The organism is uncultured Legionella sp. (assembly GCF_937871865.1).
Lineage (GTDB): Bacteria > Pseudomonadota > Gammaproteobacteria > Legionellales > Legionellaceae > Legionella.
The window spans coordinates 17,603-33,436 of record NZ_CALMPD010000025.1; the positions used below are offsets into that span (position 1 = coordinate 17,603).

Here is a 15,834-nt window from a genome sequence, read left to right on the forward strand (position 1 = left end):
AAATATCAAAACTCCTAATCCAAGAGTATTTCTTCTGCATCTAATTCTTCAAGGTATTGATGATACGGTAAAATTTTATCCAGACGGACATCAAATAATACCGTTCCCTGAACAAAAGCATAATAATAAGTTTCATCTGAAACAAATTTATGAGCAGGAATCAGGCAATTAGTCCACTCATTCCATTGGGGGGTCACCGAGTTAGATTGCCAGAAACAAGGGATTTTTTCACCGGAGAGCAAAAAATCCAATACCTCTTCACTAGCCCCATTATCTAAAGCCAAATCGTAATGCAAACGCATATCTGCTTCATTTTTTACAATTAAAAAACTGATATTGGCATCATCATCCAGCATCAAAAAACTGCCTGAATTATCAGCAAGATAAAACTCTACAATCCCTTTTTCCTTACATAACTCCCAAAATAACGCAGCAAATTTTTTATCATGCAAACAATTCGGTGACGTAACTGACAACATTCGCACCACCATATCAGACATATTTTGAAAATATTGCAGCTGCAAATCATGAATACTTTTGATAATAAGGCCTGCAACATCCGAATCACTTTTTTTAATATAGCGATGAATTAAGCCTTCATTAAATGCTTCGATGGCAAGTTTTTCATCTGCCTGCCCAGTCAATAGAATCTTCTTTATGTTGGTGTCTTCAATTCGACGACAAAACTCTAGTCCATCCATTCCAGGCATTGCATAATCAACAATGACAACGGATATCTCAGAAAATCGCCTGGAATTGTATACCTCAGCATGGATCGCCGCTAAGTCAAGATTGATTGTATGATTGGTTAAGGGACAGTTTTTGGCTTCAGTATATTCGCTAATACAACGTTGGCTAAGCAACTCCAGTTCACAACGCTTTTTATGGATACACTCCAGAGCTTTAAAAGGGGAATCAAATATTCGGTAAGCCAGCCCTTCATCTAAATGCAATACAAAATTAAGCAAGAAATCGCGGCTATCATCGACAAATACCGCAGTACTTGGAAAGTAACAGGTAGGTATAGAGAAATGTTGCATAGCTCCTCCTGAGCAAAACGATACGAAAACAAATCCTATTGAATAGCAGCAACCCCTTTCTAATTTTGTCTAAACAAAGGCTGAAACCTGTATATAAAATATCATGATTGATTACTTTAGCCAAATTATTTGCGTTTTATCTGCATCAAAGATCTATTTAATATCATTGAACTGCACTCATTATTCGTTCAAAAATCGATTGATAACTCAATCCTTGAACATTCGACAACTTATTGAAAACTAGTCTATATTAAAGAGACTTCATTACATTTTTAGAAGTCCTCTCTTATCTCAAATTGATGTAATTTAATAAGGATATTTTATGACTGACTCTAAAAAGGTTCGCCAACCAACTGTTGGTGGATTAAAGCGTAACTGGGGCTGGATTTTAGGACTGGGAATTCTATTTCTTTTTCTTGGTTGTATTGGTCTGGGTATGGTTGTTGGTTTAACGTTAGTTAGCATGTATTTCTTTGGGGCTCTCTTAATTATTTCAGGGATCACTCATGCAATTGACGTATTTAAACACACAGAATGGAAAGGCATCTTTTGGCAGGCATTAATTGCAGTTTTATATATTGCCGCTGGTTGCCTGGTATTTTATGATCCCTTCTTGGCATCAACCTTAATCACAGGAATTCTAGCCTCCGTATTAATAGTCATAGGGCTCACTCGAATTATAATGGCTATAGCATTAAAAGATTCGAAAGGCTGGGGTTGGTTGCTATTGGCAGGGATTGCTGCAATAGTCCTTGGAGGCTTAATTCTCGCTCAATGGCCAATTAGTGGATTATGGGTAATAGGACTATTTATTGCTATCGAGATGATAGTAAATGGCTGGACTTATATCTTCATCGCATTGTCATTACGTGCATCTTGAGTCGAACCATTTTCAATCAAAAATTATTCTCTTTGATACCAGTTGAGCTCAATAAAAAGAGTTCAACCGGTCAAATCAAGGGAAAAATATAGTTGGTCACGTAGCATTTAACTTACAACAGGAAAACTCAAACTAAACAATACATAACAACCTTCTTCAGCCTCACACACAATATTCCCACCAAAACCGTTCATCACTAGTTTACAAAAAGAAAGGCCAATACCGGTTCCCATAAACGTGGTTGTATAAAAATGATTAAATAATCGTGATAATTGCTGAGCGGTCATCCCTTTGGCAGTATCTTTAAAGTATAAATAATTAAATTTATCACTGTATTCGGTCCAAATGTGTATTTCCCCACGTTGAGCAGTGGCGATAGCATATAAAGCATTCTTAATTAAATTAAACAAAACATGCTGCATTAAAAGTTTGGAACCATTAAATTGAAAATCACCGTCCCAGGTAATCAACGTCCTCTCATGAGGTGATATAAATGGGTAACGAGAGATAGCTTCATTTAAACACTCAGCCATGGAGCATCGTTCCATAATGCAATTTTGTATACTGTTTTCTCGTCCAGCTTTGACCAGCAGCATATCGATAATCGTATTAGCATAGTCAATTTCATTCACAATGCGCTCACTAACGCCTCCCAATTGCAACAGTCGCCGATCTCTTAATGGAGCCTGAACTATCTGATGTTCTTTTGCCAATTGATAACCTTGAATTAATCCCGGCAAGTAATTTACCAAGGCTTGAGCCCCACTCTTGATTCCAAGTAACGGAGTGCGTAATTCATGGGCAATCATTCCTGCTGCTGCGGCCATCCCTGCCAAGCGCTGCTGTTGTAGCATGGCGGTTTTATAATTCAACGTAGAGCCAGCAATAATAGTGAAGATAATCACGAAGGCCATTTCTATATGTTCTTCACCAAAATACATTTGCGAAGAAAGACAATAATATCCCATCAATGCCAATCCAGCCCCCAAAATAAGCACAATGGTTAAACTTAACAAATCAACCAGTAATACAAGTAAAAAAACACTGCATAATAGAGACATCGCTGAAATAACACTGGCTTGATTCATTAAAAACAAGAAGGTGAAAAAGAAAGGCAAGGTAAATAATAAAGTTAAAAACCAATACCAGGATAAATAATTTTTCCATGATAGCGGCCAATAAGGAGTGAGCATTAATCCCAAACCTAAAATGCTGCCAATAAAACGCAAAGAGATGCTTTCATAAGTCTGAGGAAACCAATAGACCCAAATCAAATAAAAAAAAGGGAATCCGACAAATGCTATAGCACCAACCGCAACTAACTGATGTGCAGAATTAGATAAACTACGCTGCATCGACTCATCTAAATGTCGTACAATTTTTTTAAATTGCCACATCCTGTTTCCTTATTCTCAACAGCCCAATACTTAGCATCATCGCCTTGGTACGTCGCAGAAAGGCTTAATCAATGCTATGATGAGCCCTTAATTAACAAAAACTTATAATACATGAAGCAAAAAACAATTCGAATCGCAACACGCCAAAGCCCATTAGCGTTATGGCAAGCTAACTATGTCCGTGAACTGCTTTTAAAGCAATGGCCGTCACTAAATATTGAATTACTCCCTATGGTAACCTCAGGTGATAAATTTCTAAAAGACAAATTATTAATTGCTGGCGGCAAAGGGTTATTTGTTAAAGAGCTGGAAGAAGCCTTATTAGATAAACGAGCTGATTTCGCAGTTCATTCGACGAAAGATATGCCGGCAGATCAGCCTGATGGCTTGAGCTTGGCAGCAATCTGCAAAAGACACAACCCGTTTGATGCCCTGGTGAGCAATAATTTTAAAAGCCTTGATACGTTGCCTGCCAAAGCAATCGTCGGTACATCGAGCTTAAGGCGTCAATCTCAATTGCTCGCATACCGCCCCGATCTTCAAATTAAAACCTTGCGCGGCAATATAAATACCCGTCTGGCCAAGCTGGATGCTGGGGAATACGATGCAATAATTCTTGCCGCGGCCGGACTTGAACGCATGGGATTTGAAGACAGAATTACCGAATTTTTGACGGATGACATTATGCTACCAGCCTGTAGTCAAGGTGCATTATGTATTGAATGTCGCAATGATGATGTGGAAATACAACAAATCATAAGTGTATTAAATGACCCTGACTCCTCACTATGTGTTCATGTAGAACGAGATGTTAATGCCCAGCTGGGCGGTAACTGTCACGTGCCATTGGCGGTTTTTTGTAGAATAACCCCAACCGATCAACTCGTCTTAAAAGCAAAAATTCTAACATTGGATGGCACTCAGGCGATTGAGGACACTCAGACTGGCAACCGAAATCAGGCCATGTCATTGGCAAAACAATGCACCCAAAATTTAATAGATAAAGGCGCTATTGCCATACTGGATTCGAGCTCACAATGAGCCAATTACTTCAGGGGCTAAGAGTATTAAATACTCGGCCAAGCGAGTCTGCCCACATATTAACTCAATCGATTACCGCTGCCGGTGGTGTATCAATTGAATGCCCTGCCCTGGAAATAATTCCATCAGAACCAAGCTGGATAGATTTATTACCTGATTTAAACAGAGCCAATTTTGCAGTCTTTATCAGTGCCAATGCGGTACGTCATTGTTTTAGTCAGCTGAAAATGCATCACCTTATTTGGCCGAAGCAGATTAAAGTCATAGCCATAGGCCAAGGCAGTGCAAAAGCTCTTCACGAGTTGAATATCCAGGTCAATGCAATTCCAAAATTTCCTGATAGCGAACATCTGCTCTCATTAAGCTGCCTGCACCAATTAAAAAACCAAACCGTGCTATTATTTAAAGGAGAAGAAGGCCGGCAACTGATTGAAGAAGGTTTACGCCAAAGAGAGGCTAATTTATTCATTCTATCCGTTTATAAACGAGTGATGCCTAAAATTCGCCACCAATTTATGACCACTTTATGGCGTGATGATTTGGTAGATATTATACTGTTAACAAGTGAGCAATCCATACGTAACCTTTTTACAATGTTCGGCGAAGAAGCTCGTAACTGGTTAATAAAGAAACCTGTTGTTGTAATCAGCGAGCGCCTTGTCAATACTGCCAAATCATTTGGCATGACAGAGATTATCATAAGCCATCCAGAACGGATGATGAAGACATTAGTTGATTATTATCAAGGATTAATTCATGGCCAAGAATAATGAAGAAGAAAAAAAAGAGACCGAACAACAAGATCAAATCAATGTGCCAGAAGCCCCATTAAAGCAGCAAACGTCCACTTCTTGCTCGAACAAGAGTTCATTGCTCTCTGGAGCCGCATTGATAATTGCCGCAATAGCTATTGCTCTGACGGTATATCTCAATAAAACCAGTAAGAACGTACAAGCACAGTTAATAGACGAAAATAAAACCTTAATGACCCAGATTAATGAATTAGAAAAAAATCAATCAGATGTTCAGGCTGTAATTGATGCAAAAGCTAATCAAATGCAGCAAAATCAAATAAATATGCAAAGTAGGTTTGATGGTTTAAATAAAGAACTTCACACAGCAATGAGCCAGCGATTATATCAAAATCAGGATTGGATCTTGTTAAAAGCACGATACTATCTTGAATTAGCCCAAATTAACGCTCATTGGAGTGATAATTATGAAGCCACAATAGCGCTGCTCCTCCAGGCAGATAATCTATTAAATCAATTAAACACCCCTCAAATTTTCGAGATTCGCCAAGTTATCGCAAAAGAGATCACCCAATTAAAAGCACTACCCGCTCTTGATCTTGCCGGCTTGCTCAGCCAATTAGATGCGGCACAACATAGTGTCAACAGCCTTGCGATTCAGTCTGCTCTTGAAGATGAAAAAACAATCAATCCATCAGAGCTGCCCCAATCATCCAATCCATCGAATTGGCGTGCCCGATTCAAAGATAATGTGAAACTTCTGGAAAAACTGGTGATAGTCAGACGTACTGATGAAAACATCAAACCGCTGATGTCTCCTTTGTTTGAATCGATATTAAAAGAAAGTATCCGCTTGAATCTTCAGGAAGCACAATGGGCCATATTGAATAATAATGCCTCGGTCTATCAATTAGCCCTCAAACAAGCCAGCACCAACATTAAACGAGTTTTTAATGAAAAAGAGCCTAATACTGCAGCATTACTAACTCAACTAAGTACATTACAACAGATTAAATTAAATCAGGAAAAACAAGAAACCGGCCAGGCCTTACCTCTTCTGAACCAGATGATAGAGAATAATGCGCTGCAGAATAATCAGATGAATAACAGCAAACAGGGAGAACACTGATCATGATAAGAGTTCTCTTTGCATTTATTGTCTTATTAGGCTCTGTCTATCTGGGTATTCAACTGAACTATGATCCTGGATATGTGTTAATCGCAATCAACCATTGGACAGTCGAAACTACATTGTGGGTAGCGATTTGTGGCCTGCTGCTCTTTTTTTTACTGACCCACCTGGTACTGCAGTTTTTTCATAAAATCGCCAAAACGCCTGGAACCTTGAATAAATGGAATTCTAGACGATTAGCTCATAAAGCACAGGCAACCACCAGAAAAGGATTAATCGAATACAGTGAAGGCTATTGGCAAAAAGCTAAAACTCATTTAATTCAAGCCTTACCTAATACAGATACCCCCTTATTGAATTATTTAACTGCCGCACGAGCAGCCCAAAAAATGGGGGATAGCCAACTACGAGATCATTATCTGCGCGAAGCCCAGCAATCCATGCCAGAGGCAAAAATTGCTGTAGAATTAACGCAAGCACAGCTACAACTCGCCAATAATCAATGGGAGCAGGCATTAGCCACATTAAGACATTTACAAGACTTGGCTCCCCGACATCCGTATGTATTAAAATTGTTAATGAAACTTTATGAAGAAGTACGTGATTGGCCGCAATTGATAGCTCTTTTGCCCGACTTAAAAAGACATCATGTCATTTCAGATTCAGCCTTTGAAGCACTACAAAAAAACACCTATTTACAAGCTATTATTGATCTAGCCAAACAAAATCAATCTGAAGCCCTCATCAAATTGTTTAACTCGCGCCCCAAAGCCTTGGTATATAACCCTGAAATTGTTTCAGAGTATGTAAAATTTCTATATAAAAACCAGGATTATGTTAATGCGGAAGAACTATTAAGACGCGCTCTTCGCAAAGAGTTTAACACACAGTTGATTGATCTTTATGGTTTATTCTATAGTGGAGAACATCAATTAACCTTTGCAGAATCCTTATTGAAGAAACATCCCCATTCAGCCCAGTTATATTTGTGTCTTGGCCGTCTATGCATGGCACAACATTTGTGGGGAAAAGCCCGACAATATCTGGAGCAATCCAATGAACTAAATCCAACACCTGAGGCCTATAACGAGCTGGGCAAGCTCCATGAAAAGCTCAATGACCCATTTCTGGCTTGTGATAGCTTCAGGAAAGGACTTGAATTCGCGCTTAAAGGATAATAGGTTCTACCCTTTGCACTCCACTACTATCAATGCCATTCGGTCTAAAGGCGCGATATTGGAGAATGACAAGCGTCATTACAATCGTTTTCTGTTTTTTCTGTCTGAATAGTCACATGTTGAATGCCAAATGTTTTTCTTAACTGCACCACCATATCGGCTCGAGATTCATCGGTCAAAAAATCATTAGGCATATAGAGGTGTACCGACAGAGCATTTTCTTTCGTGCTCATTGCCCATATATGCAAATCATGGATACTCTGCACTCCAGGCCAGGCTACGAGAAACTCGCTAACTGCAGCCCAGGAAATAGCTCTGGGCACCCCATCGATGATTAATCTGAAACTGTCCGCGAACAATGACCAGGTACCTTTCAAGATGACCATGGCAATAAGCAGGCCCACGATGGGATCAATCCATAACCAACCAGTCCATAACAATAAGGCAGCAGACACAACCACACCAACAGAGACCAGTGCATCATAAAACAAGTGCAAATAAGCACCGCGAATATTTAAATCATCTGAACCCCGTAAAAATAACATCGCGGTAGAACCATTAACGATAATTCCAATCCCTGCAACTATCATCACCGATACAGCCTGCACCTCGACTGGAGAAATTAACTTATACACCGCTTCTGTCGCAATAATGCCACAAGTAAAGATTAAGACACCTCCATTAACCAAGGCAGCTAAGATAGATGTTTTCTTCAAGCCATAAGTTGCTTTTCTGGTTGGTTTACGTTTCATAAGACCTAAAGCAATCCAGGCCAATACCAGACCCAGCACATCGCCTAAATTATGAAACGCATCCGCTAATAAACTGGTTGAGTTCGAGATATACGCATAAATAATTTGCAAAACCACAAAGATGCTATTAGCAATAATCGCTATCAAAAACGCTTTATTATAGGTTACCTCACCATGATTATGTCCATGGTGGCCATGCGAATCTTCATGCGAATGCGCGCTCATAATCTTCCTGTTTATTGCTGACCATCAGTATAATAATTTATTCCTATCTTAATTCTGTCACGAGTTTTTTGTTTTCGCCAGGCATTAGTGTCTCGTAATGAATAAACGCAGCCGCAATATTCTTGTTTATAAAATTCTTCGCGTTTAGCAATCTCGTACATCCGTTCTGAACCACCATTTTTACGCCAATTGTAAGTCCAATAGGTTAGGTCAGGATAATGACTTGCAGCACGTATTCCAGATTCATTAATTTGATTCATATCCTTCCAACGAGAAATCCCTAAAGAACTGCAAATCACCGGAAATCCATTCTCATGAGCATACAAAGCCGTTCGTTCGAAACGCATATCAAAACACATGCTACATCGTTTTCCCCGCTCCGGCTCCCATTCCAAGCCTTTAGCACGCTCAAACCAATTGTCTTTATCATAATCAGCATTGATAAAAGGGATATTATGTTTTTCAGCAAATTTAATATTTTCCTGCTTTCGAATCTCATACTCCTGAACGGGATGAATATTCGGATTATAAAAATAAATAGCAAATTCAATTTCTGAAAACACTAATGCTTCCATGACCTCTCCAGAACAAGGCGCACAGCACGAGTGTAATAATAATTTGTTAGCACCATCAGGTAGTTCCAATCGTTCTCTTTGTATCATTCTTTAACTTCCGGCAAATTGATAAAGTGCTGGCGATAATAAGCTAATTCATTAATTGAATCTTTAATATCGTCCAAAGCTAAATGTTTAGATTCCTTGACCACTCCACTTAATAACTCAGGTCGCCAACGAATTGCCAATTCTTTCAGAGTACTCACATCCAAATTTCGATAATGGAAGAAAGCAGCCAACTCAGGCATGTATTTATATAAAAATCGTCTATCCTGACAAATACTGTTTCCACACATAGGGGATTTACCCTTGTCCAGATAATTTGTCAAAAAGGCTATAGTAGACTGCTCGGCTTCAGTTTCACCAATTTGGCTTTCCAATACCCGTTTGACTAAGCCAGATTGATTATGTTGTCTGGTATTCCATGAGTCCATTCCATCAATCAAAGCTTGGGGCTGAGATACAGCAATAACAGGTCCCTCTGCCAAAATATTTAAATGCGGATCGGTTACTATCGTAGCCATTTCTATAATTCTATCCTGTTCCGGATCAAGACCGGTCATTTCCAAATCTATCCAGATTAAATTGTGATTATTTTTCATTAGATTTCCAAATGTTTAGTAGGTGTTCAACACATGCCACCCGGCGTGCATGTAAAGCGTCCTTGATACCTTTTCCTTCATAGCCTTCAGTTATTAATTCTTGGGGATTTATTTTAACGCATTCAGATAAAATATCAGACCATAATTGAATTTGCGTGTATTGTACCGGTTTGCCACATCCTTTGGCATCCGCTTCACAAGCTAGAAGCATGCTTTTAAAAATTTGTGGGCGTCTAAATGCATCCGTTCGTTCTAATATTTTAACGACTGTACTTGCTCGTAATTCAAAAAGTCGATGTACAGTTAAATGATAGCGTGCAACCAAGCTACTCAGGATACGATAATCATTAGGTATTCGCAATCGCGAGCACATGGCATCGATCACCTCAACGCCACTCTCTTCATGGCGGTAGTGTTTGGGCCATTCGTGAACAGGAGTCAGAGCCTTACCTAAATCATGGACCAGTGCGGCAAAACGAATCACCGGATCACTACTTGCGGCTACTGCCGCCTGCAATACCAACAAGCTATGAATCCCACTGTCAATTTCATGATGATACTGATATGGGTTGGGCACGCCAAACAAATTATTTAATTCTGGGAGAATAACTCGAAGGGCATCACAAGAACGCAAAGTAATAATAAATTGCTCCGGATTTTTTTCTTCCAGACTTCGCTGCATTTCCTGCCAAACTCGCTCAGGTACCAAATGAGCTAATTCTCCGCGCTTAACCATTGCATACATTAACGAACGTGTTTCATTTGCCAGCCGAAAACCAAGAGAGTAAAAACGCGCGGCAAAACGTGCTACACGCAACACTCGAACGGGATCTTCAATAAAAGCAGGAGAAACATGACGTAAAATTTTGTTGTCTATATCCGTTTGACCATTATAAGGATCGATTATAGCTCCTTCATCATCCATCGCCATTGCATTTATCGTTAAATCACGGCGAGCTAAATCTTCTTCCAACGTTACAGTCGTTCTAAAATCACATTCAAAGCCATAATATCCAGGAGCTGATTTCCTTTCAGTCCGTGCCAAGGCATATTCCTCATTCGTTTTCGGATGCAAAAATACAGGGAAATCACGACCTACCCGTCTGTAATTCAAATGCAACAATTCTTCTGGTGTAGAACCAACCACGACCCAATCACGTTCCTTTACAGGAATACCAAGTAATTGATCTCGAACTGCACCACCCACCAAGTAGACTTTCATTAAAGATGATTTACCTTCATACTGTATCATTAACAAACGCACCAATTATAGTATAGATCGACACCATGAGTAAAAGACGAATTAATAAACAACAATCTGCCCGAATTGAAAAAATTCAACAAACCTATCAGGAAAACAAAGAAAATAATCTGGATTCTTTAGCAGATGGATTAGTCATCACGCGTTTTAGCAGACATGTTGAGATTGAAGACAATGAAGGCAATCGTATACGTTGTTCGATACGGCCTAATCTAGATACATTGGTAGCAGGAGACCGAGTGATATGGCAAACCGAAGGAACGAAACAAGGTGTAGTCGTCAGCTTGTATCCACGAGGAAGTATTCTTGCACGCCCCACAGCAACCGGTTTAAAAAAACCAGTTGCCGCCAATATTACTCAACTGATCATTGTCTTCGCTCCCAAACCTGAAATCAGCTGGCCATTACTGGATAGTTACCTCATCATGGCAGAAACTCTGCGTCTACATGCGATTATCTTATTAAATAAAACCGACTTACCCTGCCAAGAACTTAAAGAACGATTATTATCTGATTATCAATCACTGGGTTATCCTATAATTATGACAAACAGTGATGATACTGATGGTTTTAAGCAACTAACAACATGCCTCAATCATCAAATCAATGTTTTTGTAGGCCAATCAGGGGTTGGAAAATCATCATTGATTGCCCGAGTACTTCCACATGAAAAAAACATTGCTACGAATGAAATATCAGAAGTTAGCGAATTAGGCCGTCACACTACGAGTAACTCGCAGTATTATCATTTACCCGACGGTGGCGCGTTAATTGATTCGCCAGGAGTGCGAGAATTTAGCCTTTGGGATATAGATATACCTACTATTGCCCAAGGTTACACTGAATTCAGGCCTTATTTAACTCGTTGTAAATATCGTAATTGCACTCATATTGATACACCTCACTGTGCGATTATAGAAGGAGTTGCAAACGGTGAGCTTTCTCAAAGAAGATATGATAATTTTATTAAACTGTGTACACAATTTAGTAAAGCGAAATAGCGGTGATGGTGTGCAACAATCATTTAACATCAAATAAAAGAAATGAGGTTATCTTGACTGTTGCATGAACTAAATTTAAGAATAAAAGCCCTGAAGAAGGGCTTTAGTTCATATGAAGTGAGTTGGATTGTTCTTCTCGTCTCTCTCATGATGAGTATCGGCAGAAACGATAGCATGTTCTGCTGTTTTAGCAATTTCTGGAGACTCTCCATTGATTACACGCTTCACTGCTTGAGTAGTCTGATAAATAGTAGTGCCCACGACAGCAGTAGCTACAGCTTCTCCAGTGTTCATTACCATTGGTTTAATTAACGACTCAGTAAAAAATCGTTGGAACATGAAATCTCCTTTTAATGTATTCACATGCTGGCGACATGCCAGAAAGTCATTATAGGGCAAAATAGATTATTTTTTGCCCATTATAAATCATTTAATACAATATAAAAAGATTTTTTAAATCACTGCGGCCTTGATGCCCCTGATTCTGATGGTTGATTATCACTTGGCTTATTTTCCAAAACAGCAGCAGCCTTGATCTTAGAAGGATTAAAAAAACCTTGTTGCGTATCAGTTATAGAAAGAGGTTGATATTTTACAGGCACAATATTTTTCAAAGGTTCACTACCCAATGCAGACCCGATTCCCGAAACCAGAGAGAAAATACCCCCTGTTAACCCCATACGTAAAGGTAATTGTTTTATCGCATTGCTCCCAATAGCTCTTAAAGAATCCATTGGTGCTTGTGCAAAAGAATAACTTAGATTTTTTATCTCAGTAAATGCATTTGCATTATATAAAAATCCATCAGTTACTTTAGCTTTCACCATAAGATGATCTTTAAATGAGGTGAACGGATAGGAAAAAAATGCAGCAGAGACTCCGCTTAATGCACCAGCCGTAAAATGAGCAGCTTGCATGTCTTGGAATGGCATCATTTTGACAAACCTTTCCTCTAATACACAAAGTGACGTAAAATTAACAATCCCCGCACAATACCTAGGAGTAAAACCACCAAACATTAATCTGCTCGTGTTATGAGGATTCTTCCATTTGAAATTATCTGGTAACAAACCTGGAACTTTCCTCAATTGCGATAATGACTCAGGTATTTGGGTTACAAGAATATCTCCAAACGCCATAGATAATACATAGCCTAATTTTGCGGAGGACAATTTTTGACTTTTTCCTTCCTCTTTGCTCATACCTTCTTCAATAGGTTTACTGTTCTTTGCACCTGTGACATAGGCAGTTCGTACTGCAGAACCCGACAAAGAAGCAGCAGTTCCGGCATATAAAGCTCTCATGAAGCCCAGTACTCCGCCATTATAAGGGGGTATCAATGCACCATTTTTTGCAAGATTAACCAAAACGGTTTTCACTGGGCTCTGAACCACAACTATTGCAGCACTGGTTGCCAAGGCGACAATGGAAAAGTTTAATACCTGCCAACTGTACTCATGTGCTTGCTGAAATGTAGGCATCAATTTATGGTTTATTGACGAATTTGCAAATCCTTCTGCAGATGATGTTGATTGTGCTTTAGATGATCCATCGTCTAGAATTGATTTATCAGATTTGCTATTCATAATGTACCTTTATATTTTACTGTAACCTTGTTGTAACAGCCCTGAATTATAAAGAATAATTATTAACCAAATATTAACAATATCCGATAATTAGCAAGAAAATATAATAAATATGTTTTAACTAGGAGCACCTAAATAATCGATTACGCGAGCACTATTTTGCGCACTTTCAATTTCCGCCACAGTTAAAATTGGACGAGTTATATTTACAAAGAAAAGAACCATTTTTTCCATTAACTTAGGTTCTATTTTTTTTCGAGAATCATTTAAAGCCAGCTTAAATGCCTCAATTACGCATTTAACATGTCGAAACTCGGATGTAGACAAAACAAATTGAGGGGTTTTCGCTCGATGAACGGTCGTATAAAACTGGAGAGAACCTCCAGAATGGAGTACAGACAGGTTCTCTAAACGAGAAGCAATATGTCGTGCACAATTATCCAGGAATTTATTCTTGGCATCTTCCAAACGATACCAGGGCATTATCATCTTCAAATGAATTTTATCTTCTAAACTCATCTTCTTAAAAAGATCCATAAATAGGATATTAACGCGAAAACGCTTCAATAAATCATTAGCATTTTGTACGTATGTGTGCACTAATTTATCTAAAAATAAGTCAATATCAGGAGATATACTCCTATTACATGGTTTAAAATCTAATAATGACTGCAGTAATATTTCAGGTTCATTCCAAATGACATCAATTTTACTCAATTTTCCCTGCCCTACAAGCTGATACCAACGGGTGATCGACTTGATTTCGGTACACCAGGAAAAAATATTAAATTCAACTGGAGCATGATTAAAATAAACATCGTAAACTTTTGAATACGCGGCTAATAGCTCTTTTTCACTATTTTGCTCTATTGCATGTAAAAAAGATTGATAAATTGTCGCGGCCTCAGGGAACACTTTATTTTTTTTGTCCCAAAAGCTAATGGTTTGTTCCGTAAATGTCCACAGTTCAAACGATGTCGTCAACAATGACACGATTAAAGCATAACATTGATGTAATTTGTCATTTGCGTTTTCACAAGCGATAGTATTTGTAGTGACGCTGTTACTATAAATAATTCCCTTGCTATCTAAAGAACTATAAACAGAATCTAAGACTGGAAGCGAGCTCTTTAAGATGGGATTGATTTGATATAACCAGACGATTAACGCATGGAACTCATCATCTAGCTCGTATTTTTGTGATTTATTTATTGCAGTTAAAAGCTCAAGTAAATAAGACTGGTTTTCCTTAAAAGGTACACGTATTCCATAAAAATAATTAATATTATTTAATTCAACAGAAGCCAAAAGATCAAAAAAATCTCTGGCGGCCTTGTTAAATATACTATAATCAGCTTTCTCGCTTTTTAATTTGTGATATTGCTCAATTAGTACTAACAAATGGGGCAATAAATACAAAAGCATTCCACCCTTTTCTTGTAGACGAGGAAATGACTTCTTTTCTAAAAAATCCCAAAAACAACTAAAAGATTCACTATTAATTGTAAATTGGCTGTTAGTTCGTGTACAAAATTTTAGTCTGGTGAGTTCTTCAACCGTTATTGGGCTTAATTTACTTTGTGAAAAGTCCCGGTGAGTAGAAAGCCTGAAATCATTATTAATTAAATGTTCACATAACCCTCTTTTCCGATAAAGAGTTTTTCCACCGTGCCCCAAATAAAAATTTACCGGACGTTCCGTTTCTGTTAACCGGCTTAGATTATTATAATCAGCCACATTAGTGATTTCTGGATATAAAATTTGATAATATTTTTTTTCCGCATCAACAGCCAAATCAAACGCGAAGCCAACCAACAACTGATTTACTTTTTCATCATTCAGTAAGCAATCATCATCAGAGTCAACTGTTTTAATAAAACGTTCTCGATATAATCGCTCTATACATTCAATATCACTACAGTCTATTATTGTATCTGGATCTTTATCATGAAATCTATTGTGCAACGAAGTACGAAATGCACTATCAAATACTGTCAGTGGAGTTAATTCATCTAACTGCTGTATAAGTAATAAAACTCGTTTAACTAACATTAAAAATCAAGCCATCCCTATGTTAAATAAAGCACAAAATAATTGTTCAATATATGTCAACCACCTATGATACCTGAAAGATAATAACAAGATAAGCATTTCAATGAAATAGCCCTATTTATCAAAACACTTTGTAGCCGTTCTTTGCTTACATTCGATCAGTTGAAGCAGCAAACACAAAATACATTCCGCTGGGCAGCACTTCGTTTAGCACCAGCCTAGTCAAACAATTAAGTAATGATAATAATTCATTCCAACACCATGTAAGCTTGCGAAGCCCGGCAATTTGATGGCATTAAGGCACATTCGGTAAATTCAAGG

General features: G+C 38.3%; 15 protein-coding genes. 6 read left to right on the forward strand and 9 right to left on the reverse strand.

Annotated elements, in window-relative coordinates; all coding sequences use genetic code 11:
- Positions 1-14: 14 nt before the first annotated feature.
- Positions 15-1,040 (reverse strand): response regulator, encoded by a 1,026-nt coding sequence (locus Q0495_RS01640; protein ID WP_298622377.1) that lies wholly within the window; start codon positions 1,038-1,040, stop codon positions 15-17.
- A 322-nt stretch (positions 1,041-1,362) separates the two neighbouring features.
- Between Q0495_RS01640 and Q0495_RS01645 the strand changes: the two genes are divergently transcribed.
- A complete protein-coding gene (locus Q0495_RS01645; RefSeq protein ID WP_298622379.1) occupies positions 1,363-1,920 on the forward strand; it encodes an HdeD family acid-resistance protein in 558 nt (185 codons plus the stop codon).
- Positions 1,921-2,027: 107 nt separating this feature from the next.
- Here Q0495_RS01645 and Q0495_RS01650 read toward each other — a convergent pair whose 3' ends face one another.
- Positions 2,028-3,317 carry a sensor histidine kinase KdpD gene (locus tag Q0495_RS01650; protein WP_298622381.1) on the reverse strand — a complete coding sequence of 430 codons (1,290 nt, stop codon included), beginning with the start codon at positions 3,315-3,317 and terminating at the stop codon, positions 2,028-2,030.
- A gap of 111 nt (positions 3,318-3,428) precedes the next feature.
- Between Q0495_RS01650 and hemC the strand changes: the two genes are divergently transcribed.
- Genes hemC through Q0495_RS01670 form a run of 4 tightly spaced genes read left to right on the forward strand, consistent with a single transcriptional unit; the run spans position 3,429 to position 7,420 of the window.
- Complete coding sequence (gene hemC / locus Q0495_RS01655) at positions 3,429-4,358, forward strand: hydroxymethylbilane synthase (RefSeq protein WP_298622383.1); 930 nt, start codon at positions 3,429-3,431, stop codon at positions 4,356-4,358.
- Positions 4,355-5,128: a uroporphyrinogen-III synthase gene (locus Q0495_RS01660; protein ID WP_298622385.1), complete on the forward strand. Its 774-nt coding sequence runs from the start codon at positions 4,355-4,357 to the stop codon at positions 5,126-5,128. Before hemC ends, Q0495_RS01660 begins: the two co-directional genes overlap by 4 nt.
- Positions 5,115-6,239, forward strand: coding sequence for a uroporphyrinogen-III C-methyltransferase (locus Q0495_RS01665; protein ID WP_298622386.1), 1,125 nt, complete (start codon positions 5,115-5,117; stop codon positions 6,237-6,239). The genes Q0495_RS01660 and Q0495_RS01665 overlap by 14 nt, the downstream gene beginning before the upstream one ends.
- 2 nt (positions 6,240-6,241) lie before the next feature.
- A complete protein-coding gene (locus Q0495_RS01670) occupies positions 6,242-7,420 on the forward strand; it encodes a heme biosynthesis HemY N-terminal domain-containing protein (RefSeq protein WP_298622387.1) in 1,179 nt (392 codons plus the stop codon).
- A gap of 44 nt (positions 7,421-7,464) precedes the next feature.
- Here Q0495_RS01670 and Q0495_RS01675 read toward each other — a convergent pair whose 3' ends face one another.
- Genes Q0495_RS01675 through Q0495_RS01690 form a run of 4 tightly spaced genes read right to left on the reverse strand, consistent with a single transcriptional unit; the run spans position 7,465 to position 10,835 of the window.
- Complete coding sequence (locus tag Q0495_RS01675) at positions 7,465-8,397, reverse strand: cation diffusion facilitator family transporter (RefSeq protein WP_298622389.1); 933 nt, start codon at positions 8,395-8,397, stop codon at positions 7,465-7,467.
- 11 nt (positions 8,398-8,408) lie between these two features.
- Complete coding sequence (locus tag Q0495_RS01680) at positions 8,409-9,059, reverse strand: epoxyqueuosine reductase QueH (protein WP_298622390.1); 651 nt, start codon at positions 9,057-9,059, stop codon at positions 8,409-8,411.
- Complete coding sequence (orn, locus tag Q0495_RS01685; protein ID WP_298622392.1) at positions 9,056-9,613, reverse strand: oligoribonuclease; 558 nt, start codon at positions 9,611-9,613, stop codon at positions 9,056-9,058. Before orn ends, Q0495_RS01680 begins: the two co-directional genes overlap by 4 nt.
- Complete coding sequence (locus Q0495_RS01690) at positions 9,603-10,835, reverse strand: multifunctional CCA addition/repair protein (RefSeq protein ID WP_298622407.1); 1,233 nt, start codon at positions 10,833-10,835, stop codon at positions 9,603-9,605. The genes orn and Q0495_RS01690 overlap by 11 nt, the downstream gene beginning before the upstream one ends.
- A gap of 65 nt (positions 10,836-10,900) precedes the next feature.
- On the opposite strand from Q0495_RS01690, the gene rsgA reads away from it, so the two are divergent.
- Positions 10,901-11,875, forward strand: a complete 975-nt coding sequence (gene rsgA, locus Q0495_RS01695; RefSeq protein WP_298622394.1) for a small ribosomal subunit biogenesis GTPase RsgA — start codon at positions 10,901-10,903, stop codon at positions 11,873-11,875.
- A gap of 108 nt (positions 11,876-11,983) precedes the next feature.
- On the opposite strand, the gene Q0495_RS01700 is transcribed toward rsgA, so the two are convergent.
- From Q0495_RS01700 to Q0495_RS01710, 3 genes are all read right to left on the reverse strand, one after another.
- Positions 11,984-12,214, reverse strand: a complete 231-nt coding sequence (locus Q0495_RS01700) for a hypothetical protein (RefSeq protein WP_298622395.1) — start codon at positions 12,212-12,214, stop codon at positions 11,984-11,986.
- A 119-nt stretch (positions 12,215-12,333) separates the two neighbouring features.
- A complete protein-coding gene (locus tag Q0495_RS01705) occupies positions 12,334-13,461 on the reverse strand; it encodes a hypothetical protein (RefSeq protein WP_298622396.1) in 1,128 nt (375 codons plus the stop codon).
- A 117-nt stretch (positions 13,462-13,578) separates the two neighbouring features.
- On the reverse strand, positions 13,579-15,513 hold the full coding sequence (locus Q0495_RS01710) for a hypothetical protein (RefSeq protein ID WP_298622398.1): 1,935 nt from the start codon (positions 15,511-15,513) through the stop codon (positions 13,579-13,581).
- Positions 15,514-15,834 lie beyond the last annotated feature (321 nt).

Coding starts and splice junctions, on each gene's coding strand:
- Q0495_RS01710 (WP_298622398.1), bottom strand. CDS start 15,513: ATGTTAGTTAAACGAGTTTTATTACTTATACAGCAGTTAGATGAATTA.
- Q0495_RS01675 (WP_298622389.1), bottom strand. CDS start 8,397: ATGAGCGCGCATTCGCATGAAGATTCGCATGGCCACCATGGACATAAT.
- Q0495_RS01670 (WP_298622387.1), top strand. CDS start 6,242: ATGATAAGAGTTCTCTTTGCATTTATTGTCTTATTAGGCTCTGTCTAT.
- orn (WP_298622392.1), bottom strand. CDS start 9,613: ATGAAAAATAATCACAATTTAATCTGGATAGATTTGGAAATGACCGGT.
- Q0495_RS01705 (WP_298622396.1), bottom strand. CDS start 13,461: ATGAATAGCAAATCTGATAAATCAATTCTAGACGATGGATCATCTAAA.
- rsgA (WP_298622394.1), top strand. CDS start 10,901: ATGAGTAAAAGACGAATTAATAAACAACAATCTGCCCGAATTGAAAAA.
- Q0495_RS01645 (WP_298622379.1), top strand. CDS start 1,363: ATGACTGACTCTAAAAAGGTTCGCCAACCAACTGTTGGTGGATTAAAG.
- Q0495_RS01665 (WP_298622386.1), top strand. CDS start 5,115: ATGGCCAAGAATAATGAAGAAGAAAAAAAAGAGACCGAACAACAAGAT.
- Q0495_RS01650 (WP_298622381.1), bottom strand. CDS start 3,317: ATGTGGCAATTTAAAAAAATTGTACGACATTTAGATGAGTCGATGCAG.
- Q0495_RS01640 (WP_298622377.1), bottom strand. CDS start 1,040: ATGCAACATTTCTCTATACCTACCTGTTACTTTCCAAGTACTGCGGTA.
- hemC (WP_298622383.1), top strand. CDS start 3,429: ATGAAGCAAAAAACAATTCGAATCGCAACACGCCAAAGCCCATTAGCG.
- Q0495_RS01690 (WP_298622407.1), bottom strand. CDS start 10,835: ATGAAAGTCTACTTGGTGGGTGGTGCAGTTCGAGATCAATTACTTGGT.
- Q0495_RS01660 (WP_298622385.1), top strand. CDS start 4,355: ATGAGCCAATTACTTCAGGGGCTAAGAGTATTAAATACTCGGCCAAGC.
- Q0495_RS01680 (WP_298622390.1), bottom strand. CDS start 9,059: ATGATACAAAGAGAACGATTGGAACTACCTGATGGTGCTAACAAATTA.
- Q0495_RS01700 (WP_298622395.1), bottom strand. CDS start 12,214: ATGTTCCAACGATTTTTTACTGAGTCGTTAATTAAACCAATGGTAATG.